General features: G+C 72.9%; 22 protein-coding genes. 16 read left to right on the forward strand and 6 right to left on the reverse strand.

Annotation, left to right across the window (positions count from 1 at the left end; translation table 11 throughout):
- Positions 1-149: 149 nt before the first annotated feature.
- Together ABZ806_RS40890 and ABZ806_RS40895 are read right to left on the reverse strand one after the other, a co-directional pair.
- Positions 150-575, reverse strand: coding sequence for a nuclear transport factor 2 family protein (locus tag ABZ806_RS40890; RefSeq protein ID WP_500224091.1), 426 nt, complete (start codon positions 573-575; stop codon positions 150-152).
- A 31-nt stretch (positions 576-606) separates the two neighbouring features.
- Entirely contained in the window at positions 607-1494 is an 888-nt protein-coding gene (locus ABZ806_RS40895; protein WP_500224092.1) for an AfsR/SARP family transcriptional regulator, read from the reverse strand.
- 262 nt (positions 1495-1756) lie between these two features.
- Here ABZ806_RS40895 and ABZ806_RS40900 point away from each other — a divergent pair, with 262 nt between their 5' ends.
- From ABZ806_RS40900 to ABZ806_RS40960, 13 genes are all read left to right on the forward strand, one after another.
- Positions 1757-3208 carry an MFS transporter gene (locus tag ABZ806_RS40900; RefSeq protein ID WP_500224093.1) on the forward strand — a complete coding sequence of 484 codons (1452 nt, stop codon included), beginning with the start codon at positions 1757-1759 and terminating at the stop codon, positions 3206-3208.
- A gap of 56 nt (positions 3209-3264) precedes the next feature.
- Positions 3265-3768: an SRPBCC family protein gene (locus tag ABZ806_RS40905; protein ID WP_500224095.1), complete on the forward strand. Its 504-nt coding sequence runs from the start codon at positions 3265-3267 to the stop codon at positions 3766-3768.
- Positions 3761-4993, forward strand: coding sequence for a cytochrome P450 (locus ABZ806_RS40910; protein WP_500224096.1), 1233 nt, complete (start codon positions 3761-3763; stop codon positions 4991-4993). The genes ABZ806_RS40905 and ABZ806_RS40910 overlap by 8 nt, the downstream gene beginning before the upstream one ends.
- Positions 4994-5013: 20 nt before the next feature.
- The gene (locus ABZ806_RS40915; protein ID WP_500224097.1) at positions 5014-6156 is read left to right on the forward strand and encodes an acyl-CoA dehydrogenase family protein; all 1143 of its coding nucleotides are present in this window, start codon (positions 5014-5016) and stop codon (positions 6154-6156) included.
- Positions 6157-6178: 22 nt separating this feature from the next.
- Complete coding sequence (locus tag ABZ806_RS40920; protein WP_500224099.1) at positions 6179-7030, forward strand: LLM class flavin-dependent oxidoreductase; 852 nt, start codon at positions 6179-6181, stop codon at positions 7028-7030.
- On the forward strand, positions 7030-8313 hold the full coding sequence (locus ABZ806_RS40925) for a beta-ketoacyl-[acyl-carrier-protein] synthase family protein (RefSeq protein ID WP_500224101.1): 1284 nt from the start codon (positions 7030-7032) through the stop codon (positions 8311-8313). The genes ABZ806_RS40920 and ABZ806_RS40925 overlap by 1 nt, the downstream gene beginning before the upstream one ends.
- Positions 8310-9518 carry a beta-ketoacyl synthase N-terminal-like domain-containing protein gene (locus tag ABZ806_RS40930; RefSeq protein WP_500224102.1) on the forward strand — a complete coding sequence of 403 codons (1209 nt, stop codon included), beginning with the start codon at positions 8310-8312 and terminating at the stop codon, positions 9516-9518. The genes ABZ806_RS40925 and ABZ806_RS40930 overlap by 4 nt, the downstream gene beginning before the upstream one ends.
- A gap of 77 nt (positions 9519-9595) precedes the next feature.
- Complete coding sequence (locus ABZ806_RS40935; RefSeq protein WP_500224106.1) at positions 9596-10720, forward strand: epoxide hydrolase family protein; 1125 nt, start codon at positions 9596-9598, stop codon at positions 10718-10720.
- The gene (locus ABZ806_RS40940; RefSeq protein ID WP_500224107.1) at positions 10720-11616 is read left to right on the forward strand and encodes an MBL fold metallo-hydrolase; all 897 of its coding nucleotides are present in this window, start codon (positions 10720-10722) and stop codon (positions 11614-11616) included. The genes ABZ806_RS40935 and ABZ806_RS40940 overlap by 1 nt, the downstream gene beginning before the upstream one ends.
- Before the next feature lie 13 nt (positions 11617-11629).
- On the forward strand, positions 11630-13357 hold the full coding sequence (locus ABZ806_RS40945) for an acetyl/propionyl/methylcrotonyl-CoA carboxylase subunit alpha (protein ID WP_500224110.1): 1728 nt from the start codon (positions 11630-11632) through the stop codon (positions 13355-13357).
- Positions 13358-13486: 129 nt separating this feature from the next.
- Positions 13487-13894, forward strand: coding sequence for a hypothetical protein (locus ABZ806_RS40950; protein ID WP_500224112.1), 408 nt, complete (start codon positions 13487-13489; stop codon positions 13892-13894).
- A gap of 14 nt (positions 13895-13908) precedes the next feature.
- On the forward strand, positions 13909-14751 hold the full coding sequence (locus ABZ806_RS40955; RefSeq protein ID WP_500224113.1) for an alpha/beta fold hydrolase: 843 nt from the start codon (positions 13909-13911) through the stop codon (positions 14749-14751).
- Positions 14752-15113: 362 nt separating this feature from the next.
- On the forward strand, positions 15114-15320 hold the full coding sequence (locus ABZ806_RS40960) for a hypothetical protein (protein WP_500224117.1): 207 nt from the start codon (positions 15114-15116) through the stop codon (positions 15318-15320).
- Between the two features lie 358 nt (positions 15321-15678).
- Here the strand turns inward: ABZ806_RS40960 and ABZ806_RS40965 are convergent, their stop codons facing one another.
- Genes ABZ806_RS40965 through ABZ806_RS40980 form a run of 4 tightly spaced genes read right to left on the reverse strand, consistent with a single transcriptional unit; the run spans position 15679 to position 21410 of the window.
- Positions 15679-17088, reverse strand: coding sequence for an NAD(P)/FAD-dependent oxidoreductase (locus ABZ806_RS40965; RefSeq protein WP_500224121.1), 1410 nt, complete (start codon positions 17086-17088; stop codon positions 15679-15681).
- Between the two features lie 26 nt (positions 17089-17114).
- Positions 17115-18482 carry a flavin monoamine oxidase family protein gene (locus ABZ806_RS40970; RefSeq protein ID WP_500224122.1) on the reverse strand — a complete coding sequence of 456 codons (1368 nt, stop codon included), beginning with the start codon at positions 18480-18482 and terminating at the stop codon, positions 17115-17117.
- Positions 18479-19894, reverse strand: coding sequence for an aspartate aminotransferase family protein (locus ABZ806_RS40975; RefSeq protein WP_500224126.1), 1416 nt, complete (start codon positions 19892-19894; stop codon positions 18479-18481). The genes ABZ806_RS40970 and ABZ806_RS40975 overlap by 4 nt, the downstream gene beginning before the upstream one ends.
- A complete protein-coding gene (locus tag ABZ806_RS40980; protein WP_500224128.1) occupies positions 19887-21410 on the reverse strand; it encodes a CoA-acylating methylmalonate-semialdehyde dehydrogenase in 1524 nt (507 codons plus the stop codon). Before ABZ806_RS40980 ends, ABZ806_RS40975 begins: the two co-directional genes overlap by 8 nt.
- A 106-nt stretch (positions 21411-21516) precedes the next feature.
- Between ABZ806_RS40980 and ABZ806_RS40985 the strand changes: the two genes are divergently transcribed.
- The 3 genes from ABZ806_RS40985 to ABZ806_RS40995 all read left to right on the forward strand — a co-directional run bounded on the left by ABZ806_RS40985 (position 21517) and on the right by ABZ806_RS40995 (position 24821).
- On the forward strand, positions 21517-23121 hold the full coding sequence (locus ABZ806_RS40985) for a PucR family transcriptional regulator (RefSeq protein ID WP_500224130.1): 1605 nt from the start codon (positions 21517-21519) through the stop codon (positions 23119-23121).
- A 49-nt stretch (positions 23122-23170) separates the two neighbouring features.
- The gene (locus ABZ806_RS40990; RefSeq protein ID WP_500224133.1) at positions 23171-23494 is read left to right on the forward strand and encodes a cupin domain-containing protein; all 324 of its coding nucleotides are present in this window, start codon (positions 23171-23173) and stop codon (positions 23492-23494) included.
- Positions 23495-23720: 226 nt separating this feature from the next.
- A complete protein-coding gene (locus ABZ806_RS40995; protein ID WP_500224136.1) occupies positions 23721-24821 on the forward strand; it encodes an L-type lectin family protein in 1101 nt (366 codons plus the stop codon).
- Positions 24822-24894: the final 73 nt, after the last annotated feature.

Below are 24894 nucleotides of genomic sequence, written 5' to 3' on the forward strand. Positions count from 1 at the left end.
GGCTCAGATCAACGGCTTGACGAACCGCCGGATGCGGGCCCGCATGTCCGGTGGTGTGAGAGGAGGGCCGGGCGACCCGGCCCTCCTACTCGATCGTTTTCCCGGGCGTTCTTGCGGACGCTCAGGAAATGGATCTCCGGGATGTCCCGTCAGGACATTCCGTCGACCCGGACGACCCGTTCCCGGATCAGCCAGGAATCGCCGTCCGGGACCAGCACGTCCTCGCAGGTGGTGCTGGAATGCAGCGCGGTCCCCTTCTCCTTGCTCGACTGGAACACCAGGGCGTAGCTGATCACCCGGACGTTCCCGTCCTCGGGGACGATACGGCTCATGCCGAGCCAGTGGCGGCGGACGATCCCCGCCTCCGCGAGCTTGTCGGCGACCGCCCGGGACGCCGACCGGATCCGGTCGCGGCCGCGGACCGGCTCGGGGTGCCCCTGGGCGTCGAACACGCCGTCGGAGGTGAAGGCGTCCGCCCACTCCTCGACCCTTCCGGCGTCGAGGAGTTGCATGTGCCAGGCGTAGAAGTCGTCGATGGCGGCCCGCAGCTCGGCGGGCGCGATGGTGGTCGGCACGGGTGCTTCCCTTCGGTGAGTCGGATTCCGGTCAGTGGACGGGCTGCGCGGACGGCGGCCCGGTGCGCCGCGGCGGCCGCGGCCCCGGCACGGCCCGCTTCACCGCGCCGGGCCCGGAGGCCGCCGTCGCCCTGCCCTCCGCGCAGGCCAGCGGCGTCCTCGGCTGCTCGCCCTGCAGGACGGCGGTGTGCACCTCGCTCAGTTCGGGGGACGGGCTGAGCCCGAGGTCCTCGGCGAGGACGTGCCGGGCCGCGTGGAACGCCTCCAGGGCGTCGTAGCGGCGGCCGGAGCGCGCCAGCGCGCACACCAGGAGGGTCTGGTACCACTCGTCGTACGGCTTCAGCGCGACCAGCGACCGCAGCTCGCCGATGAGCTCGCGGTGCCGGCCGAGCCGCAGGTCGGCCTCGATGCGCAGGTTCAGCGCGTGGGCGCGGTGCTCGTCCAGGGCCGCGGCGTGGCTCTCCAGCACCCGGCCCAGCTCGACGTTGGCCATCGGCGGACCCGTCCACAGGTCGAGCGCGCGGCACAGCGGGTCCACGGCGTCGGCGGCGCGGCCGTCCCGCAGCAGCGCGCGGCCCTCGGCGAGCAGCCGGTCGAACCGGCTGAGGTCGAGTTGCTCGGGCGCGACCCGCAGCAGGTAGCCGGGCGGGCGGGTGAGCAGGACGTCCTCGTCCCCGGCCGGGGCGGCGCCGGCGGTCAGCCAGCGCCGGATCTGGTACACGTACGTCTGGGCGGTGCGGGCCGCGCTGCGCGGCGGGTCGTCCCCCCACAGCTCCTCGATGATCGTGTCGAGTGGCACGACGCGACCACCGCGCACCAGCAGCAGCGCGAGCGTGTTCAGCACGCGCGGCGCGGTCGGCGCGAACGCGGATCCGCCGCCCGCGACCTCCAGCGGGCCGAGCAGCTTGAAGTGGAGCATACGAGTTTCGACCTCCGTGGATCTGGTCGTTGTCGTTCATGACATTCGCCGCTTTTAGCCGTGCAGGCGCGCTCTAAGCGCCGCCTCGTCGTTCGGTGACGCGCGGGGCCCCCGAACGTCCACCGCCGGGTGCGCCCTTCGGTCGGCGGGGGGTGTCGAAAGGAGTACTCCGCGGTCTGGGCGAACGCGTTTCCCGCGACCGGCGCCGGTTATCAAGCGCGACGTCAGAGAACCCCCCGTCGACCGAAGAGGAGTGACCTCGGTGACGACAGAAACGACGGTTGCCGAGAAGGGCACGTCGGAGCGGCCAGGGCTCGTTCTCGCCGTCTGCTGCGCCGGCCAGTTCCTGGTGGTGCTGGACGCCTCGGTGATGAACGTCGCGCTCCCCTCCATTCAGACCGCACTGCACTTCCGGACCGGCTCGCTGCAATGGATCATCAACGCGTACACGATCGTGTTCGCCGGATTCCTGCTGCTCGGCGGGCGGCTCGCCGACATCTACGGGCGCCGCCGGGTGTTCCTCGGCGGCATCGGCGTGTTCACGCTCGCGAGCCTGGCCGGCGGCCTGGCCTGGAACCCGGCCTCGCTGCTGGCCGCGCGGGGCGCGCAGGGCCTCGGCGCGGCGATCATGGCGCCGGCGACGCTGACCGTCCTCGGCACCACCTTCACCGACCGGGAGCGGCGCGCCCGCGCGTTCGGGCTCTGGGGCGCGGTCGCCGCGGGCGGCGGGGCGATCGGCGCCCTGGTCGGCGGCGCCATCACCGAGTGGCTGTCCTGGCGCTGGATCCTGCTCGTCAACGTCCCCGTCGGCGTCCTGCTGACCGCGGGCGCGGCGTACGCGGTCACCGAGTCCCGCAAGGACGACGGCGACCGCCGGATGGACCTGCCCGGCGCCCTCGCCATCACGGCCGGGCTGATCCTGCTCGTGTACGGGATCGTCCGGTCCGAGAAGGAGGGCTGGGGCTCGCCGCAGATCATCATGAGCCTGGGCCTCGCCGTCGTCCTGCTGGTCCTGTTCGCGGTGAACGAGGCGCGCCGCCGCGATCGCCACCCGCTGGTGCCGCTCGGCATCTTCCGCAACCGCTCGGTCACGGCGGCCAACCTGGTCGCGTTCTCCAGCACCGCCGCGCTGTGGGGGACGTTCTTCCTGTTCACCCTGCTGCTCCAGCTCGTCCTCGGGTACAGCCCGCTGGAGACCGGGTTCGCGTACCTGCCGCTCTCCCTCGGCATCGTCGTGGCCGCGCGCGGCATCGCCCCGCTGGTGCCGAAGACCGGCCCGCGCCCGCTGCTGGTCGCCGGGCTGCTGCTGTCGGCGGCCGGCCTCGCCTGGCTGTCGCGCGCCGGAGCGGGCGCCGGCTTCCTCGCCGACCTGTTCGGGCCGACGCTGGTCCTCGGCGTCGGCCAGGGGCTGGTGTCGGCGTCCATGACCGTCGCGGGCACCTCCGAGGTCGGCTACCGCGAGCAGGGCCTGGTGTCGGGGCTGCTCAACACCAGCCGCCAGGTCGGCGGCGCGCTCGGGCTCGGCATCCTCGCGGTCGTCGCCGCCGCGCACACCTCCGCCGTCGCACACGGGGGGCACGCCACCGAGCGGGCGCTCGCCGCGGGCTTCGACCGCGCCCTGCTGGTCTCGGCGCTGTTCCCGCTGCTCGGGGTCGCCGCGGCACTCGCCGTCCCGAAGGTCCGCCCCGACCAGGAGCGGGACGCGCGCGGCTGAGGCCTCTCGACCGCATCCCGACAGGACGTCGACGGACGCGGGCGAGAGTGGGCCCCATGGATGCGAGCCAGCGAGCGACCCCGGCCGCGGTCCCTCCCGTCCGCAAGTCCGTCGACGTCCCCGTGCCGGTGGACCGCGCCTTCGCGCACTTCACCGGGCGTCCGACCGAGTGGTGGCCGGAGAGCCACGCGCTCGTCGCCGCGCGGGAACGGGTGGTGTTCGAGCCGCGCGCGGGCGGCCGCTGGTACGAGCGCTCCGCCGACGGCTCCGAGCTCGACTGGGGCCGCGTGCTGGTCTGGGAGCCGCCGCACCGCCTCGTGCTGACGTGGCGCATCGACGGCGACTTCCGCCCCATCGGCGACGACGAGCGCGCCAGCCGCGTCGAGGTGACCTTCACCCCGGACGAGTCCGGGTCGACCCGCGTGGAACTGGCGCATGTGGAGCTGGCGCGGCACGGCCGGGGCGCCGCGCGCGTCCGCGCGGCCATCGACGGCCCGAGCCCGGGCGACACACTCGCCCGGTTCGCCGCCGCCCTCACCTCAGGAGGCGACCATGCCTGACCGCGAATGCCCGTACGAGCAGCAGAACACCGAACAGCAGGACGCGCGAGGCGCGCCGTTCCCGTGGCGCCGGCCCGGTCCGTTCGCCCCGCCCGACCGGCACGGCGAGTGCCGTGCGGAGCCCGGCCTCACCCGGGTCCCGCGCTCCGCGGGCGAACCGACCTGGGTCGTCACCCGGTACGCGGAGGTCCGGGAGGCGCTGAACGACGAACGGCTCGGCAACGACCGGGGCCACCCCGGGTTCCCCGCCCCGTTCCCGATCCCCGAGGACTTCACGCTCAACTCGTCCCTGCTGGGCATGGACCCGCCCCGGCACACCGACTACCGCAAGCGGGTCGCCAAGGACTTCACCGTCCGGCGCGTCAAGCTGCTGCGGCCCCGCGTCGAGGAGATCGTCGGCCGGCAGACCAGCGCGCTGCTGGAGGCGGGCCCGCCGGGGGACCTGCTCGCCGGTCTCGCGCTGCCGGTCACCATCTCGGTGATCATGGAGCTGCTCGGGATCCCGCCGAAGGACAAGGACTTCCTGCACGTCCGCACCCGCACCATGTTCGGCGGGACGGCCACGGCCGCCCAGCGCAAGGAGGCCGTCAACCAGCTGGACGCCTACTTCCGCGCCCTCGTCGCGGCCAAGTACGACGCGCCCGGCGACGACCTGGTCTCCAAGCTCACCGACGCCTTCCCGCGCGAGGACGACTTCGACGAGCTCGTCCACCTGACGCGGCTGCTGTTCAACGGCGGCCACGAGAGCACCGCCAGCATGATCGCGCTGGGCACGCTGGCGCTGCTGTGCCACCCGGAGCAGCTCGACCTGCTGCGCGGCGACCCCGACCTCGCGCCGGCCGCCGTCGAGGAACTGCTGCGCTACCTCAGCGTCACCGACCTCACCACGGCGCGCGTCGCGCGGACCGGCCTGACGATCTCCGGCACCGAGGTGCGGGAGGGCGAGGGCGTCTTCCCGCTCACCGCCGCCGCCAACCGGGACCCCGAGGCGTTCGAGCGACCCGACGAGCTCGACATCGCCCGCGGATCCCGCAGGCACCTGGCGTTCGGCCACGGCCGGCACCTCTGCCTCGGGTCCGAGCTGGCCCGGCTGGAGCTGGAGGTCGTCTTCCGCACGCTCTACCGCCGGCTGCCCGAACTGCGGCTCGCCGTCCCGTTCGAGGAGCTGTCCTTCAAGGACGGCGGGCTGGTGTACGGCGTCGAGACGCTGCCCGTGACCTGGTGACCCGCCTGGAGTGATGAACCATGACCATGACCACGACCGACGAGCGGACGGCCCTCGACGCCGCGGTGCACGCCGCCGCCGAGCACGCCGAAGAGGCCGACCGCACCGGGCGGCTGGACGGCGCGGCGGTCGCCGCCGTGGCCGCGACCCCCCTGCCCCGGCACTTCACGCCCGCCCGCTGGGGCGGCGCGGAGTCCACGTTCCGCGAGCTGACCGGCGCGGTCGCCCGGATCGGCGAGGCGTGCGCGTCCACCGCCTGGTGCGCCGCGATGTTCGCCTACACCGGCCGGTTCGCCGCGCATCTGCCGGTCGACGGGCAGCGCGACCTGTGGGACGGCACGCCGGGCGCGCTGCTCGTCCCCGGCCTGGTGCCCGCCGGGTCCGCCGAGGAGACCGAGGGCGGCTTCCTGCTGCGCGGACGCTGGCGCTATGTCAGCGGCGTCGAGTTCGCCGACTGGGCGCTCATCGCCGGGCCCGCGCCGGGCGGCATCGAGCCGCGCTTCTTCGCGGTGCCCCGCGCCGACTTCACCTTCGAGCGGACCTGGGACGCGGTCGGCATGCGCGCCACCGGCAGCCACACCCTCATCGTGGACGAGGTCTTCGTGCCCGCCCACCGGACCGTGCTGTTCAAGGAGGTGATGGGCGGCCTCAACCAGACCTCGCAGGCGCCGCAGCACAACGTCCCGCTGCCCGCGGTCGGCGGCCTGACCTGCATCTCCGCGCTGCTCGGCGCGGCGCGCGGCGCGCTGGCCGCCGCGACCCGCACGGCCGCCGCCAAACGCGCGGCGGCCCCGCCCTCCGCCGCGCCGCGCAGCGGGGGACCGCCGCCCGCCGGCGACGCGGCCGCACTGGACATCGCGACGTCCGCCGCGCGGATCGAGGCGGCCGGGCTGCTGGTCGACCGGGTCGTGTCGGCGCTGGACGCCGGCGAGGGCCGTGCGCGCGCGTTCGAGAACGCCAACCGCGCCTCCTACGCGGCGTCCCTGCTGGTGGAGGCGGTCAACACGCTGATGAAGTCGGCGGGCACCGCCGCGCAGGACCGCGGCGACCCGCTGCAGCGCTGCTGGCGGGACGTCACCGTCGGCTGCTCGCACGCCGCGCTGCGCCCCGAACGCGCCGCGCCCGGCTTCGTCGAGGCGCTCGCCGAGCGCGTCCGGACCTGACGGAGCCCGAGAGGAGACGACGATGGAATACGGAGTGGCACTGCCGACCATGGTCCGCGGAGTCCGCGGCGGTGACCTGCTGGACTGGGCGCGCCGGGCCGAGGCCGCCGGGTTCGCCGACCTCGCGGTGCTCGACCGGCTGGTGTACGGCAACGACGAGCCGCTCGTCACGCTGGCCGCCGCCGCGGCCGCGACCGAGCGGATCAGGCTGACCACGGGCATCCTCATCGCCCCGTACCGGGGCAGCGCGGTGCTGGTCGCCAAGCAGGCCGCGTCCGTGCACCACCTGTCGGGCGGGCGGCTCGCCCTCGGCGTCGCGGCGGGCGCCAGACCCGACGACTACGCCGCGGCCGGCGCCGAGTTCGGCGACCGCGGCCGCCGCCTCGACACGATGCTCGCCGAGATGCGCAAGATCTGGGCGGGCGGCGAGATCGGGCCCGAGCCGCCCGGCGGCGAGCCCGAGGTCCTCGTCGGCGGGCGGGCGCCGGCCGCGCTGCGCCGGGTCGCCGCGCACGGCGACGGCTACTTCGCCGCCGCCGGGCCGCCGCACACGTTCGCCGAGCGGGCCGCCGACGTCCGCCGCCGCTGGCGCGAGTCCGGACGGCGCGGCGAGCCGCGCGTGGTCGCGCAGGCCTACTACGCCCTCGGCCCGGACGCGGACGCCGCCGTCCGCGAGCACCTCGGCGACTACTACTCCTTCGCCGGGAGGCTCGCCGAAATGATGATCAAGGGAGCGCCGACCGGGGCCGCCCGGCTGCGCGAGACCGCCCGCGCCTTCGCCGAGGCCGGATGCGACGAACTCGTGCTGGTGCCCTGCGCGTCCGGGCCCGAGCAGCTGGACCTGCTGGCCGAGGCACTCGGGGAGGCCGCCTGATGTCCCGACGAAGAACCGTCATCACCGGGATCGGCGTGGTCGCCCCCGGCGGGACCGGCACCGGGCCCTTCTGGGAACTGGTCACCTCCGGGCGGACGGCGACGCGCCGCATCACCCAGTTCGACCCGTCCGGGCACCGCTGCCAGGTCGCCGCCGAGTGCGACTTCGACCCGGCCGCCGCCGGGCTCACCCCGCGCGAGATCCGGCGCACCGACCGGTTCGTCCAGCTCGCGAAGGCGGCCGCGCGCGAGGCCGTGGACGACAGCGGCCTCACCGTCGACGACCGGCTCGCCGCGCGCACCGGCGTCGCGATGGGCAGCGCGGTCGCCGGCACCAAGAGCATGGAGGCCGAGTACGTCGTGCTCAGCGACGGCGGCGCGCACTGGAACGTCGACCCCGCCTACGTCAGCCCGCACATGTACGACTACTTCCTGCCCAGTTCGGTGGCCGCCGAGGTCGCGCTGACCACGGGCGCGCGCGGACCGGCCACGGTCGTCTCGACGGGCTGCACCTCCGGGATCGACGCGGTGGCGCACGCCGCCGAGGTGATCCGGGACGGGGCCGCCGACGTCGTGGTCACCGGCGGCAGCGACGCCCCCATCTCGCCGATCACCGTCACCTGCTTCGACGTGATCAAGGCGCAGTCGGTGTACAACGACGAGCCGGCCCGCGCCTGCCGCCCGTTCGACCGCACCCGCCGCGGCCTGATCCTCGGCGAGGGCTCCGCCGTGCTCGTGCTGGAGGAGTACGAGCACGCCCGGCGTCGCGGCGCGCGGATCTACACCGAGATCGCGGGCGCCGCGTCGCGGTGCAACGCCTTCCACATGACCGGCCTCAAACCGGACGGCCGGGAGATGGCCGAGGCGATCACCACCGCGCTCGGCGAGGCCCGGATGGACCCCGGCGAGGTGGACTACGTCAACGCGCACGGCTCGGGCACCAAGCAGAACGACCGGCACGAGACCGCCGCGTTCAAGCGCGCCCTCGGCGAGCACGCCCGCCGCGTGCCGGTCAGCGGGATCAAGGCGGCGGTCGGCCACTCGCTCGGCGCGATCGGGTCCATCGAGATCGCCGCGTGCGCGCTGGCGATGGAGCACGGCGTGGTGCCGCCCACCGCCAACCTGCGGGAGCCCGACCCGGAATGCGACCTGGACTACGTCCCGCTGGACGCGCGCGAGCACCGCGTGCGCGGGGCGCTGACGGTCGGCAGCGGGTTCGGCGGGTTCCAGAGCGCGATGGTGTTCCGCGACCCGGAGAGCGCCTCGGAAGGGAGGAGCGCATGAGCGGCCAGGCGGTGGTGACCGGCCTCGGCGTGACCGCGCCGAACGGGACCGGCGTCCCCGAGTACTGGGACGCCGTCCGGGACGGCCGGAGCGGCCTCGGCGCGATCACCAGGTTCGACGCGTCCGGCTACCCGGTGGCCGTGGCGGGGGAGATCCCCGAGTGCCCGGCCGAACGGGAGCTGCCGGAACGGCTCCTGCCGCAGAGCGACCGGGTGACCCGGCTGGCGCTCGTCGCCGCCGATGAGGCGCTTCGGGACGCGGCGATCAAACCCGGCGACGTGCCCGAGTACCAGATGGGCGTCGTCACGGCGAGCACGTCCGGCGGCCTGGAGTTCGGGCAGCGGGAGCTGCAGAAGCTGTGGGGGAGCGGTTGGCGCGACGTGAGCGCCTACATGTCGTTCGCCTGGTACTACGCGGTGCACACCGGCCAGATCTCCATCCACAACGGCATGCGCGGGCCCGGCGGGGTGCTGGCGTCCGAGCAGTCGGGCGGGCTGGACACGCTGGCGTTCGCGCGCCGGAAGATCCGGGCCGGCACCACCACGATGGTGGCCGGCGGCGTGGACGGCACGCTCTGCCCGTACGGGGTGGCGATCCAGACCGCCGGCCGGGAGCTGAGCCCGTGCGCCGACCCCGGGGCGGCCTACCTGCCGTTCGACGCCGAGGCGGGGGGCTGCGTCCCGGGCGAGGGCGGGGCGATCCTCATCGTGGAGGATCGCGTCGGCGCCGAGGAGCGCGGCGCCCCGCAGATCTACGGCGCGGTCGCCGGGCACGGCGCCGCGTTCGACCCGGAGCCCGGCTGCGCCGACGGACTGTACCGCGCGGCGCGGGCCGCGCTCGACGACGCCGGGCTGCCCGCCGCCGCGGTCGACGTGGTGTTCGCCGACGCCGCGGGCCGCCGCGACCTGGACGACGCCGAGGTCGCGGCGCTGACCCGGCTGCTCGCGCCGCGCACCGTCCCGGTCACGGCGCCCAAGTCGATGACGGGGCGGCTGCTGTCCGGCGGCGCGGCGCTGGACCTGGCGACCGCCCTGCTGGCCCTGCGCGACGGGGTGATCCCGCCCACCACCGGTACCAGCCCCGGCCGCGCCGACGACCGGATCGACCTGGTCGTGGGCGAGCCGCGGGCCGCCGGGATCGGCACGGCGCTCGTCCTGGCCCGCGGCCGCGGCGGCTTCGCCTCCGCCGCCGTCCTCACCCGTTGACCTGCGGCGTGTTGTTGTTATCCGGCTGCTCAAAACAACAACACGCCGCAGGTCAACGCACCTGTCGAGGAGGATGCATGTCCGACATCAGGCCGTACCGGGTCGCGATCCCCGACTCCGAGGTCGACGACCTGCGGGGTAGGCTGCGCGCCACCCGGTGGGCGCCCGACCCGCCCGGGACCGGCTGGTCGCGCGGCGTCCCCACCGCGTACCTGCGGCGCCTCGCCGGCCACTGGGCCGACGCGTACGACTGGCGGCGCCATGAGGCGGAACTGAACGCGCACCCGCAGTCCGTCACCGAGATCGACGGGACCCGCGTGCACTTCCTGCACGTGCGCTCCGCGAACCCGGACGCCGTCCCGCTGATGCTCCTGCACGGCTGGCCGGGGTCGGTCGCCGACTTCCACGCCCTGATCGGTGCCCTCCGGGACGACTTCCACCTGGTGGCGCCCTCCCTGCCCGGCTTCGGGTTCTCGGGGCCGCCGCCGGAAACGGGCTGGACCGACGGCCGCACCGCCCGGGCGCTGAACGTGCTGATGGACCGGCTCGGCTACACCGGCTACGGGGTGCACGGCGGCGACGTCGGGGCCTTCGTGGCACCGCTCATGGGCAGGGACGCCCCGGGCCGCGTCCGGGGCGTCCACGTCAACGCCCTGGTCACGGTGCCCGGCGGAGACGAGGACGTCGACGCGCTGGACGGCGCCGACCGCGCGAGGCTCGACGCGCTGCGGCAGTGGCAGGACAACGAGGGCGCGTACCTGCGCGTCCAGGGCACCAGCCCGCAGACGCTCGCGCACGCCCACCACGACTCGCCCGCCGGGCTGCTCGCCTGGTTCGCCGAGCGCTACCGCGACCTCACCGGGACCGCCGACCTGCCGGACGACGCCGTCGGCAGGGACGCCGTCCTCACCAATGCCAGCGTCTACTGGCTCACCGGCACTGCGGGCTCGGCGGCGCACAGCTACTACGAGCGCTTCCACGACCGGGCCGGGTGGGAGCGCGGCGGCCGCTCCCCGGTGCCCACGGCGGTGGCCGTTTTCCCCACCGACCACGCCGTCCGCCCGTTCGCCGAGCGCGCGCACACGATCGTCCGGTGGACGGAGTTCGAACGGGGCGGCCACTTCCCCGCGCTGGAGGCCCCCGACCTGCTCGCCGCCGACCTCCGCGCGTTCTTCCTCGAACAGATCCCCAGGAGACCGTGATGACCGAGCCGCACCTGCAACGGCTGGCCGCGGGCGTGCACGCCTACGTGCAGCCGGACGGTGGATGGTGCCTGAACAACGCCGGCGTCATCGCGTCCGGCGGCACGACGATCGTGGTGGACACGGCCGCGACCATGAAACGCGCACTGGCCCTGCGGGACGCGGTGCGCGAGGTGGCGCCCGCGCCGCCGCGCCTCGTCGTGAACACCCACTTCCACGGCGACCACACGTTCGGCAACTGCGTCTTCACGCCGGAGGCCGTCGTGGTGGCGCACGAGGGGACGCGCGCCGAGGCGATCCAGGCCGACCTGCACTTGACGGGCCTCTGGCCGGACGTCGAGTGGGGCGATATCCGGTTGGACCCGCCCGGTCTCACCTACGAGCGGCGGATGGCGCTGCACGCCGGCGACCTGCACGCCGAACTGTTCCGCCTCGGCCCCGCGCACACCCGCGACGACACCGTCGTGTGGCTGCCGGACCAGCGGATCCTGTTCGCCGGCGACCTCGTCATGTCGGGCGTCACCCCGTTCTGCATGATGGGCTCGGTCGAGGGCTCCCTCCGCGCGATCGAGCGGCTGCGCGAGCTGGCCCCGGCCGTCGTCGTCCCCGGGCACGGGCCGGTCGGCGGACCCGAGCTCCTGGACGAGGCCGAGCGCTACCTCACCTGGGTGCGCGACGAGGCCAGGCGGGGCCTCGTGGACGGGCTGGACCCCCTGGAGATCGCGCACCGCGCCGAGCCGGACGGGCGGCTGCTCGACCCCGAACGCCTCGTCCCGAACCTGCGGCGCGCCTGTGCCGAGGAGGCCGGCGCCCCGCCCGGCGAGCGCATGGACGTCGCCGCGATGTTCGGCGAGATGATCGACTACCACGGCGGCCCGCTGCCCTGCCGCGCCTGATCCGGAGGAGACCGTGCACAAGATCCTGATCGCGAACCGGGGCGAGATCGCGGTGCGCGTCGTGCGGGCCTGCCGCGACGCCGGCCTGTCCAGCGCGGCGGTGTACGCCGACCCGGACGTGTCGGCGCCGCACGCGCGGATGGCCGACGAGGCGTACGCGCTCGGCGGCGCGGCCCCGGCCGACACCTACCTGAACATCGGCAAGCTGCTCAAGGCCGCGGCGGACGCCGGCGCCGACGCCGTGCATCCCGGCTACGGGTTCCTCTCCGAGAGCGCCGAGTTCGCGCGGGCGGTCATCGACCAGGGCCTCGTGTGGATCGGTCCGCCGCCGTCCGCCATCGAGGCGCTCGGCGACAAGGTGCGGGCCCGCCGCATCGCCCGCGAGCAGGGCGCCCCGCTCGCCCCCGGCACCGCCGGGCCGGTGTCCGGCGCCGCCGAGGCCGCCGCGTTCGGACGCGAGCACGGCCTGCCCGTGGCGATCAAGGCCGCGTTCGGCGGCGGCGGCCGGGGCCTGAAGGTGGCCCGGTCGCTCGAGGAGATCCCCGAGTTGCTCGAGTCGGCCGTCCGGGAGGCCGAGGCCGCCTTCGGACGCGGCGAATGCTTCGTCGAGCGCTACCTCGACCGTCCCCGGCACGTCGAGACCCAGTGCCTCGCCGACCGGCACGGCGACGTGGTCGTGGTGTCCACCCGCGACTGCACCCTGCAACGCCGCCACCAGAAACTCGTCGAGGAGGCCCCCGCGCCCTTCCTCACCGAGGACCGGCGGCGGACGCTGTCCGAGGCGTCGCGGAAGATCCTGCGCGCCGCCGGCTACGTCGGCGCGGGCACCTGCGAGTTCCTCCTCGCCGCGGACGGCACGGTGTCGTTCCTCGAAGTCAACACCCGGCTCCAGGTCGAACACCCGGTCACCGAGGAGGTCACCGGCATCGACCTGGTCAGGGAGATGTTCCGCATCGCCGACGGGGAGCCGCTCGGCTACGGCGACCCGGAGCCGCGCGGCCACGCGATCGAGTTCCGGATCAACGCCGAGGACCCGGGCCGCGGCTTCCTCCCCTCGACCGGGACGCTCGCGACCTGGCGTCCGCCGTCCGGGCCGGGCGTCCGCCTGGACGGCGGGTACGCCGAGGGGCAGGACGTCCCGCAGCAGTTCGACTCCATGCTCGCCAAGCTCGTGGTCACCGGCGCGACCCGTGAGATCGCCCTCCAACGGGCCCGTCGCGCCCTCGCGGAGTTCGAGATCGCCGGCGTCGCGACCGTCCTGCCCTTCCACCGCGCGGTCGTCGAGGAGCCCGCCTTCACCGCCGAGCCCTTCGACGTCCATACGGCCTGGATCGAGTCCGACCACGCGCCCACGATCCCGCCCCAGCCGGACGCTTCGGCCGACGCCGCCCCGACCGTCCGCAAGGCCGTCACCGCCGAGGTGGACGGCAAGCGGGTCGAGGTCGTCCTGCATACGTCGGCGGAATCGGCCGCCCCGGCACCACCGTCCCGGCCCAGGCCGCGCAGAGCCAAGGCCAGGGAGGACGACGGCGACGCGCTGGTCTGCCCCCTGCAATCCACCGTCGTGAGAGTCCTCGCCGAGGAGGGCGACACGGTCGACGCCGGCGACACGATCGTCGTGGTGGAGGCGATGAAGATGGAGCAGCCACTCACTGCCCACAAGCCGGGCACCGTCTCCGACCTCGACGCGAGCCCCGGCCACCCGGTGACCCCCGGCACGCGGATTTGCCTGATCCGCTGACCGCCCCGCGCGCCTGGACGTTGGATATCAGCCGATTTGACCGGATGTTGGCCGTCATGGGCGATGGGTTCCCCGACGCCGGGTAAAGCGGTCGGTATCGCCGAAGCGCCCAGTGCGGGGAGGAAGATCATGACTGCATCGACCGAGGTCGCGCCGGCCCGGGAATGGGCCGACGCCTTCGCCGCGGCCAGCAACGACGATCCCGAGATCCAGGCCCACGGCAAGTACTTCACCTGCACTTACCTGCTGGACGCCGCCGACCGTATCTACGCGATCAAGGTGGAGTCGGGGCGGGTCACCGAGGTCACGGTGGATCCGGGGCCGCTCGACGTCCCGTACGAGTTCGCGATCCGGGCGAGCCCCGAGACGTGGCGGGGGTTCGGTCAGCCGGTGCCGCCTCCGATGCACCACGGGATCTGGGCGGCCACGTTCCAGCGGGACATGCGGCTGGACGGGAACGTCCTGATCCTCATGCAGAACCTGCGCTGCATCACCCGGCAGATCGAGCTGCTCCGAACCGTCGGCTCGCCCGTCTGAAGGAGGAGGGCACCGTGAGCGCCATATCCCCGGTCACCGGACACTATGTGAGCATCGAGGTCGACGGCCTGGAGTACAAGGTCTTCTACCTGGAGAACGGCACCGGGCAGCCCCTGGTCTGCCAGCACACCGCCGGATGCCACAACCACCAGTGGCGCGGCCTGCTGGAGGACGAGGAGATCACCGCGAACTACCGGGTCATCGCCTACGACCTGCCCCGCCACGGCAAGTCCGACCCGCCCGAGAACGCCGAGTGGTGGAAGGAGGAGTACAAGCTCACCGCGGACCACTTCGTCAACTTCATCGTCGCGCTGTGCGACGCCCTCGGCCTCGAAGACCCGATCTTCATGGGCTCCTCGTTCGGCGGGAACGTCGCGCTGCAACTCGCGCTGCGCCGGCCCGACCGGTTCGCGGGCGTCCTGGCGGTCGAGGGCGCCGACTACTCGCCCGGGTTCTACCTCGACTGGTGGCAGCACCCGCACGCCAACGCCGCCCAGGTCTGCGCGAGCGGCGTGTGGGACCTGATGGCGCCCCAGTCGCCCGACGCCGACCGCTGGAAGACCTGGTTCTACTACTCCCAGGGTTCCGAGGCGTTCAAGGGCGACCTGTACTTCTACTCCGTCGACCACGATCTGCGGGACCGCCTCCAGGAGATCGACGGCGGCCGGTGCCCCGTCGTGATGCTCACCGGCGAGTACGACTACCTGACGACCCCGGAGGACAGCGCCCGCACCGCGAACGCGATCGAGAACGGCACGTTCATCAAGATGGAGGAGATCGGGCACTTCCCGATGAGCGAGAACCATTCCGCCTTCCGCGGCTACCTCCTCGAAGCCCTGAGGACCCTGGCGTCCTGAGTCAATAGTTCTCGTGCTGCTGTGCGCCGAGGGCGGCACGATCGCCCGGGTCGCCGAGCAGGTCGAGCGGGTGGTCACCGCGACGCTGGAGGAGACACCCGGTACCGACGTGTCAGTGCCGTGATGGCGGTACACGACTTGGTCAGCAAACTCCACCGTCGGGTAGCGGATCGGATTTCGGTGACTCTCTAGCACGGCACCGTCACAGGTCGCTATCCTCCTGTCTTGGCAAGCCACGCTGCCCGTCTGAGTATTGAGCGCCTACGCCGCTGGTGCGCCGACGACGAAGCGTCCATGGACGACGCGTGGTTTCCGGATTCATGCCGTCCAGCGGTGTGCGTAGGACTCCGCCGGAGGACGTCGTGACCGCCGACCCCCATCGTCGCCCTTCCCGCAACCTGCAGCGCCGTATTCGGCGCCGGCAGGCCGTCACCGGTGAGGTCTACATGACTGCGGCCACCGCCGTGCAGGCGGAATGGGAGCGTGGACAGCGTTACCTGTCCGATCCGTCGGTGCCCGCCGACGTGGCCGCCGCTATTGCCAGTGGTGCGACGCGGTCATCGAGGTGAGCCCGCGCGGCCACGGTTACCAAGGGCCGGGGCGCGGCCCCTACATCGTCTACGGCAGCATGCACGTGGACGGGCGCTGCACCCTGCCGGCACCCGATCCGGTGGTCTTCGAAGGGGCGCTCAGGGAGGAGGAACTTCGCCGGATCTGGCCGCTGCCTCCGCGCATTGCCGCAACGGGTGCGGACGGTGGTGATCGGCGGCGGCATCATCGGTGCGAGCACGGTGTATCACCTCGCCGTGAACGGTGGCGACGACGTCAGGTGGGACGCGTCATCGGCGGCGCCTGCGGGTACGGCCTCGGTCGCGCCGGTCGGCATCGGTCTTGACCGCGGACGCCGTCGAGGTCCTGGCCCGGGCGTTAGGAGTCGAAGCCCAGTCCGGCTGTGTCGAGGGCACGCAGGAACAGGTTGCGCTTGCCGTGCCGGTGGTCGGCGCGGTCGAGGGACCAGCGGGTCATGTTGATGCCCGCGCCGGCGAAGGGCTCGGGTGGGAAGGGCAGCGGGCGCTTGCGCACCATCTCCAGTTCGGTCCGCGGGGTGGACTCGCCCGAGAGGAGGTCGAGGAGGACCTCTGCGGCGAACCGGGTGGCTCCGACGCCGAGGCCGGTGAATCCGGCGGCGTGCGCGACGCGGCCGCGGTGGGTCAGGCCGTAGAAGGCGGTGAACTGGGTGCAGGTGTCGATCGCGCCGGCCCAGCGGTGGCTGAACCTGACGTCCTGCAGTTGCGGGAAGGTCGCGAAGAAGTGCGAGGCGAGCCTGGCATAGGTCTCGGGACGTTCCTCGTAGCGCTCCCTGACCATCCGGCCCGCGTGGTAGACCGCGTCGTACCCGCCGTAGAGGATGCGGTTGTCCCTGGTCAGGCGCGAGTAGTGGAACTGGTTCGCCAGGTCGGCGAGCCCCCGGCGGTTGTCCCACCCGATGGAGGCCATCTGCTCGCCGGTGAGCGGCTCGGTCATCAGGACGTAGTCGTAGACCGGGACCGTCATCAGCCGGTTGCGGCGTACCAGCGACCGGAACACGTTGGTCGCCAGGACCACTCGGCCGGACGTCACGGTGGCGCGCCCGGTGCGCACCTGGACGGCGCCGCCCGTCGTGCGGAGGCCGGCGACGGGGGAGTGCTCGTGGATCTCGACGCCCATCTCGGTGGCGACACGGGCGAGTTCCAGGGCGAGGCGAGCGGGGTGAACGAGCGCGCAGCCGTCCGGGTCGACCGCCCCGGAGAGGAACAGGGGGCTGTTGATCTCGGCCTGCACTGCCGCGCGGTCCAGTTCGTGGGGCTCACCTTGGAGCCACTCGACCTGGTGCTCCTCCACCGCGACGGTCAGTGTTCCGGTGCGCTCCCAGTGGCAGTCGAGGGCGAGGTCCCGTACGTCCTGCTCGAACGCGTCCAGGTTCTCCTCGCCGAGCCTCTGCAGCGTGTCGAACTCCTCGGGCCATCGGGCCCGGCCGTTCTCGTCGCCATGGGTGATGGAGGCTTCGCAGAACCCGCCGTTGCGGCCGGATGCCGCCCAGCCGACCGTCCGCCCCTCGAGCAGCACGACTTTCTGCCCGGGGTTGCGGCGTTTGGCGTGTACGGCGGTCCACAGGCCGAGGTATCCGCCGCCGACGATCGTGAGGTCGGCCTTTCCGGCGGCTGTCAGCTCCGGGAATTGCGGACGGGCTCCGGCTTCTTCGAGCCAGTAGACCGATCGCTCGGAGTCGGCCAGAGCGCGTTGGACGACTCCGGCGTCGGGTGCGTTGCGTTCGTAGGCGGTCTGGTGCCGTGTCACGTGGTTTCCTGTTGCCGTTTTGGTCGTCAACTGATTGCGCGTCGGGCGAGGTCTCGTCCAATGCGGATGGCTCCGTCGACGTGCTGGAAGCCGGGGCCCGGAATGTCGCTGGTGCCGAAGGAGATCGGACCGACCGGTTCATTGATCCGGGAGCGGTAACGCGTCAGGCCGCCGATGCCGAAGCTCGTCCCGTAGGCGCCGGCGGTCCATTCCTCGGCCATCCACTGGCTCTCGTAGTAGGCGCGCGGGTGCAGTGCCTGATCGCCGAAGTAGGCCGCCAAGGACCGGAGTACGAGGTCGCGTCGTTCTGCGGCCTCCAGGCTGAGGACGTCGTCTGCCCGGAGGTCGGAGATGAACCCGACGAGGGTTCCCCGGCCGTCGCCGTGGTTGGTGTTGTCGTACGCCTCGTGAACCAACTGGTACGGGCTGAACGCGGTGCCGGACAGGCCCGCGTCGCGCCAGAACGGGGTGTCGTAGGTGGCGTGAAGCTTGATCACGAGGCCGAACGACTGGTGCTGGCGCCACTGCATATGCAGGGGCGGCAGGCTGGGGCGGAACCGGATGCGCTGGACGAGCGTCGGCGGGACCGCGACGACGACCCGCGATGCCGCCCAGTTCCCGGCCGGGGTCCGGACGACCGCGCCGTCCGCCGACCACTCGACGGCCTGGACGGCGGCGTTCGTCTTCACCCGGTCGCCGAGGGCTTCGGCCAGCTTCAGCGGTACCTGCTGCAGACCGCCGACGACACGCTTGTCCAGGATGACGTCGGCATCGACGAGGTTGCTGAACGACCCTGCGCTCGACGCCATGAGCACGGCGGAGAGAGCCGAGAACTCGTGCGTCGGCTTGGTGAGCATCGCCACTCCGACGTACAGGCCGATGTTGTCCTTGGCCTCCTGGTCCTCGGTCTGGGCGTCCAGCCACGACGCGAAGGAGATCCGGTCCAGGTCGGCCGCGTTCGGCAGGTCCCACGGCCGGCCGGGGTCCGTCCGCTGGGCGAGGTCGTTCAGGATCGCGGTGATCCGGCCGACCTCGGCCCGCGTCGCGGCCGTCACCGGGAACGCGGGCCCGGTAAAGGTGCGGCGGACACCGTCCCGGCCGATGTAGACGCTCTCGCCGTCGCGGTAGCGGGAGAACGTCTCCAGGCCGAGTTCGTCGATGGTCGCGAGAAGCGCGCACTGGTCGGGGGAGACCCACTGCCCGCCGAGTTCGAGCATCACGCCGTCGACGGTGTCGGTCCACAACCTGCCGCCGACGCGGTCGCGCGCCTCGAGCACGACGACGGACCTCCCGGACCGGACGAGTTCGGTCGCCGCCGTCAGGCCGGTCACGCCGGCTCCGACGACGGCGATGTCGACGCCGGGTAGCGGGTGCTCCGCCGCTGTGGTGGTCACTGAAGCGTCCCGGCCCCGGCCGCCGCGAGTGCGTCGTCGAGAATCGCGAGGCCCTGGCGTGCCTCCTCGTCGGAGATGGTCAGCGGCGGGACGAGGTGGACGCGGTTGAAGTTGGAGAACGGCAGCATGCCGCGTTCGTGGCAGCCCTTGACGATCGCGCCCATCTCGGGGCTCGAACCGCCGTAGGGCGCCAGGGGTTCGCGTGTGGTCCGGTCGCTGACGAGTTCGACGGCCCAGAACACGCCGGTGCCGCGGACCTCGCCGATCCACTCGTGGCGCGCCGCCAGTGCCCGCAGCCCGGGGCCGAGGATCCGCTCGCCGAGGCGGGCCGCGCGGTCGACCAGGTCGTCGTCCTCCATGGCGCGGATGGTGGCGACCGCCGCCGCGCACGCCAGCGGGTGACCGGAGTAGGTGAGGCCGCCCGGGTAGGCGCGGTGGGCGAACGTCCGGTGGATCTCGCCGCTGATGGCGACACCGCCGAGCGGGACGTACCCGGAGTTGACGCCCTTGGCGAAGGTGAGGAGGTCGGGGACGGCACCGGCCCCGTTGGAGGCGTGCTCGACGGCGAACCACCTGCCCGCCCGTCCGAAGCCCGACATGACCTCGTCGGCGATGAACACGATGCCGTACCGGTCGCAGATCTCCCGGACGCCCGCCAGGTAGCCGGCCGGCGGCAGCATGATCCCGGCCGTACCCGGGATGGACTCCAGGATGATCGCCGCGATGGTCGACGGCCCCTCCAGGGCGACGACCTGCTCCAGGTGCTCCAGGGCACGCTCGCACTCCTCCTCCTCGGTGGTGGAGTGGAACGGGCTCCGGTACAGGAACGGGCCGAAGAAGTGCACGTTCCCGGTGGAGCCGTTGTCGCTGGCCCAGCGCCGGGGGTCGCCGGTGATGTTGACGGCCAGCTGCGTCCCGCCGTGGTAGGAGCGGTAGGTCGACAGGACCTTGTGGCGGCCGGTGTGGAGCCGGGCCATCCGGACGGCGTGCTCGTTGGCGTCCGCTCCGCCGTTGGTGAAGAAGACGTGGTCGAGGTCGCCCGGCGTGTGCGAGGCGATCAGGCGGGCGGCCTCGGACCGTGCTCCGTTGGCGAATCCCGGTGCGATCGTGCACAGGTTCGCGGCCTGTTCGCGGACGGCGGCGACGATGCGCGGGTGCTGGTGGCCGAGGTTGGTGAAGACCAGCTGCGAGGTGAAGTCGAGGTACTTGTTGCCGTCGCCGTCCCACAGGTGGCTGCCTTCGGCGCGGCTGACGACCATCGGGTCGAGTTCGGCCTGCGCCGACCAGGAGTGGAAGACGTGGGCGCGGTCGAGGTCGAAGGCGCGCTGCGCGTCGTAGGTCGTCGCCAGGTCGGGTGTCGGGGAGTCCCGGCCGTCCGGCCGGGCCGCGGTCTCGATCATGGTCTCAGTCATTGCGCGGGAACCCCAGTTCGAGGCCGCCGGCGGGCCGGTTGGCCGGGTCGATCCACCGGCTGGTGACGACCTTGTTCCGGGTGAAGAAGTGCACCCCTTCGGCGCCGTAGGCGTGGGCGTCCCCGAACAGGGAGCGCTTCCAGCCGCCGAAGGAGTAGTACCCGACCGGGACGGGAATCGGCACGTTGACGCCGATCATGCCGACCTGGACCTCGTTCTCGAAACGCCGGGCCGCACCTCCGTCGTTGGTGAACACGGCGGTGCCGTTCCCGTACTCGTTGGCGTTGATGAGGGCGACGGCCTCGTCGTAGGAGCCGACCCGGACGACCGACAGGACCGGCCCGAAGATCTCCTCGCGGTAGATGCCCATGTCGGGGGTGACGTCGTCGAACAGCGTCGGGCCGAGCCAGAAGCCGCCGCCGTCGCCGCGCGGCCGGACCTCGCGGCCGTCGATGACGACCTTGGCGCCGGCGGCCTCGCCCGAGGCGATGAAACCGGCGACCCTGTCCCGGTGCTCACCGGTGACCAGCGGCCCCATGTCGACCTCGCGGCCGTCCGCGGTCGCCTCCGCGGAGCCGTCGCCGATGAGCAGCGTGCGGGTGCGGTCCGCGACGCGGGCGACCAGGTCGTCGCCGATCGGGTCGACCGCGACGAGGACGCTGATCGCCATGCAGCGCTCACCGGCGCTCCCGTATCCGGCGTTCACCGCCGCGTCGGCGGCGAGGTCGAGGTCGGCGTCCGGCAGCACGACCATGTGGTTCTTCGCCCCGCCGAGCGCCTGGACGCGCTTGCCGTGCTTGGAGGCCGTCTCGTAGACGTACTGGGCGATGGGGGTCGACCCGACGAAGCTGATCGCCTCGACCTGGGGGCTCGCGATCAGGGCGTCGACCGCCGTCTTGCCGCCGTGCAGGACGTTGAAGACGCCGTCCGGGAGGCCGGCCTCCTTCCACAGCGCGGCGATCCAGTTGGCGGCGGTCGGGTCCTTCTCGCTGGGCTTCAGGACGACGGCGTTGCCCGCGGCGATCGCGATGGGGAAGAACCACATGGGCACCATCGCGGGGAAGTTGAAGGGGCTGATGACGGCGACCACGCCGAGCGGCACGCGCTTGGAGTACACGTCGACCCTGGTGGAGGCGCTGTCGGTGTGGCCGCCCTTGAGCAGGTGGGAGATGCCGCAGGCGAACTCGACGACCTCCAGCCCCCGGGCGATCTCCCCGAGCGCGTCGGAGTGCGCCTTGCCGTGCTCCGCGGTGATGATCGCCGCGAGTTCGTCCTTGCGGGCGTTGAGGAGTTCGCGGAAGGCGAAGACGATCTGGGTGCGCCGGGCCAGAGAGGTGCTTCCCCAGCCGGTCGCGGCGCTGGCGGAGGATTGGATCACGCGGGCGGCGTCGGCCTCGTCCGCGAGGGCGACCCGTCCCGTCACCCGGCCCGTCGCGGGATTGGTCACCTGCCCCCAGGCGTCCGCCGTTCCGGGGTACTCGGCTCCGTCGACCCAATGCACGATGTTCGCTGCCATGGCTCCATCTTCTCCGGCGTTGTCCCTGCACACGGGTGGCGGAACGTAGGCTTTACGGCAATTGGGACGACAATGTGTCGCCCTGTGCGAGCGGGGGGCTGGTTTCGTGGCTCAGGTGACCCTGGCCGAGGCGCTGGCGCTCCCGGCGTTCCGGCGCGCCGCGCCCCAGGTGGTCGCGGGACGGGCCGGCCTGAAGCGTCCGATCCGCTGGGTCCACGCGACCGAGCGCATCGACGTCGGCGAACTGCTCCGCGCCGGTGACCTGGTGCTGACGATGGGCACGGGTCTCCCGCCGGATTCGGACCAGGAGGGGCTGCGGGCCTTCGTCCAGGAACTCGCCGAGGTCGAGAGCGTCGGCCTCGTCGTGGAGCTGGGACGCCGGTGGGACGCCGCGCCGCCGGCCGCCCTCGTCGAGGCGTGCGAGGCGCTCTCGGTCCCGCTCGTTGTCCTCAACCAGGAGACGCGCTTCGCGGCGATCGCCCAGGAGATCGGCGAGCGGGTCGTCGATGAACAGCTCGCGGAACTTCGCGACGCCCAGCGCGTCCACGAGACGTTCACCGAGCTCAGCTTCGCCCAGGCGGGCCCGGCGGAGATCCTCCAGGCGGTCCAGCGCCTGACCGGCGGACCCGTCGTGGTCGAGAACGCCGAGCACAGGCCGCTCGACTACCTCGCGGGTCCGGAGGACATGAGCGGATTCCTGGACGGATGGCCGGCCCGCTCCAAGCGGGTCGCCGTGGGCGGGCGCACCGGCTGGGACGCGGGCAACGGATGGCTGGTCACCCGGCTCGGGTCCACCGAGCAGGACTGGGGACGCCTCGTCATCGGCTCGCCCGCACCACCGTCGCAGCGGCTGATCGCGGTCGCCGAGCGCGCCGCCGCCGCGCTCGCCCTGCACCGGCTGCACGACCGCGACCGCGGCAACCTGATGCGGCGGACCCACCGGGAGATCCTCAACGGCCTGCGCACCGACCCGGACTCGCCCGAGGTGCTCCGCCGATGCGAGCTGGCGGGATTCCCGGCCCGGCGGCGCCGGTTCCTGGGCCTGGTCGTCCGGCCGCGGATCAGCGGCCGCCCGCAGGCCGACCCCGGCGAGGTCGCGGCCGCGGTCGTCCGCGCCGCCCACGGACTCCGGCTGCCCGCCCTCGTGTGCGAGGTCGAACGCGACCTGCGCGTCCTCATCTCCGTCGCGCCCTCGGCCGACGCCGACGCCCTGGCCGACCGGCTCGGCGAACGGCTCGCCCGGCGGCACGACGTGATCGTCGCGGCCGGCCGCCCGGTTCCCGACCGCTCCGGCATCGCCCGGACGATGACGGAGGCCGGCCAGGTCGCCGACGCGGCACCGCAGGCCCGCCGCGACCGCGACCCGGACGTCCACCGGCTCGAAGACCTCCACCTGCGCGGTCTGCTGGCCCTGTTCGGCGAGGACGAGCGCCTTCAGCTCTTCGTCGACCGCGAACTGTCGCCCCTCAAGGACCATGACCGCGCCGAGGGAGCCAGGACCGACCTCCTCGCCGCGTTGCGGGCACTGCTGAACCATCCGGCGAGCAAGACCGACGCCGCGGCCGGCCTGCACCTGTCCCGCGCGGCCTTCTACGACCGCCTCGCGAAGATCGAGGCGGTGCTGGGCGTCGACCTCGACGACCCGGACGTCCGGGTGTCGCTGCACGTCGCGCTCGTGGCCGACGATCTGTTCAGCGCGCGGGGCGACTGACGACAGACCGTCGCCACCGCCCGTGCCGGCGTCCCGGAACGATGGCGGGATGAACCGTGTACTGGACGTCGCCGCCGCAGTGCCGACCACGCCGCTGGACCCGTCCACGGTCGTCCAAGGCGCCCCGGAGGCCGGGTCGCGCGCCCTGGCCGCGGTCGCGGGCGTCGAAGTCGGCGTCTGGGAGATGACGCCGGGCACGGCCACCGACGTCGAGGCCGACGAGGTCTTCGTCGTCGTCTCCGGTTCGGCCACGGTGTCGTTCCAGGACGGCGAGAGCGTCGACCTGTCGCCCGGGACCGTGGTCCGGCTCCGAGCCGGCGACCGCACCACCTGGGTGGTGCACGAGACCCTCCGCAAGGTCTACATCGCCTGACACGGCACGGACGCACTTATTGGTGCCTGTACTGCCCGCCCTGTGCCGGGTATTGGCGAAGGCGTGACCAGTCGATGGGATGCCGCGCATATTTGCAATGATCTGGTGCTCGTGCCGCTACGGGCGTGGAAATGTCCGGTTCGCTCTGTGGGGCCGTGTTCCCATGAGATCAGCAGGCGGATCATTTCGCGAATTCGAGAAGAAAGATTCGAGCATGAGATGTGCGATGCCCCGTGCCATCGCGGCGATCGGAATCGCCGCGGTCGTCTCGTCGACCGGGGCCGCCTCGGCGGCGCACCGGGGTCCGGGATGGGCGCCGGTCGAGGAGTCGTTCACCGGAGCCACCGCGGACGCGCGCTTCATCGGGTACGGGGCCGCCTGCCTGACGGGTGCGCGGCGCGGAGGCCCGGTGGCGGAGGGCGCGAACCACCCGCTCGGCGGATGCCACCCGGACCCGGCCGGGCCCGTCCCGCCGGTCGGCGCGGCGCCGCGCGGGTATCTCCAGCTCACCGATGCCCATTTCGAGGAGACCGGCGCCGTGCTGTTCGACGCGCCGATTCCGGCGGCGGATGGGCTGGAGGTGACCTTCGAGCAGTGGCAGTACGGGAACACGACGCGGACGCCGGCGGACGGAATCTCCTTCTTCCTCACCGACGGCGCCGAACGGCTCACCACCCCGGGCGCTTTCGGCGGGAGCCTCGGCTACGCCCAGAAACTGCCGGACGGCAGGCCCGGCGGTCAGATCGTCCCGGGTGTCGAGGGCGGATACCTCGGCATCGGGCTCGACGTGCTGGGCGACTACTTCGGCGATGGAGAAATGCGCGGGAACGGCTGCGAGCGGCGTTCCCCGGCCGGGACGGGTTTCCAGGCGCCTCCGCCCGGCCCCAACGTCGTGACCGCCCGCGGTCCGGGGAACGGCGCCGAGGGGTACTGCTCCCTCGACGCCACGACGAGCAACAAGACGGACACCGGCCCCTGGCCGTCCGCGCTTCCCGGACGACTGCACGGCGCTTTGCGGAAGATGCCCGCCGGGGTCGCCCCGGCGCGAGCCGAGGCGCTGCTGGAATCGGTGAAACGGGTCGTGCGCGTCACGGTGCCGCCCAGGCCGGACCCGGTGGCGACGGTCGACATCGACTTCCAGGACGGTGCGGGCTTCCAGCGGGTGCTGCGGTTCCGCGTCCCCACGCCCGTCCCGGACACTTTCAAGTTCGGCTTCGCCGCGTCCACCGGACCGCTCACCGACGTCCACCTCATCCGCAAGGTCACCCTGCGGCCCGTCCACCGCCCTCGTTCCTCCGGGCCCGCGCGGCACGATCCTAGAGCCTGACCCGCATGGCGATCATGGCGATGTCGTCGGCGCCGGTGGTGGGCATGGCGTCCAGGAGGCCGTCGCAGAAGTC

It is taken from the genome of Spirillospora sp. NPDC047418 (assembly GCF_040643275.1).
Lineage (GTDB): Bacteria > Actinomycetota > Actinomycetes > Streptosporangiales > Streptosporangiaceae > Spirillospora.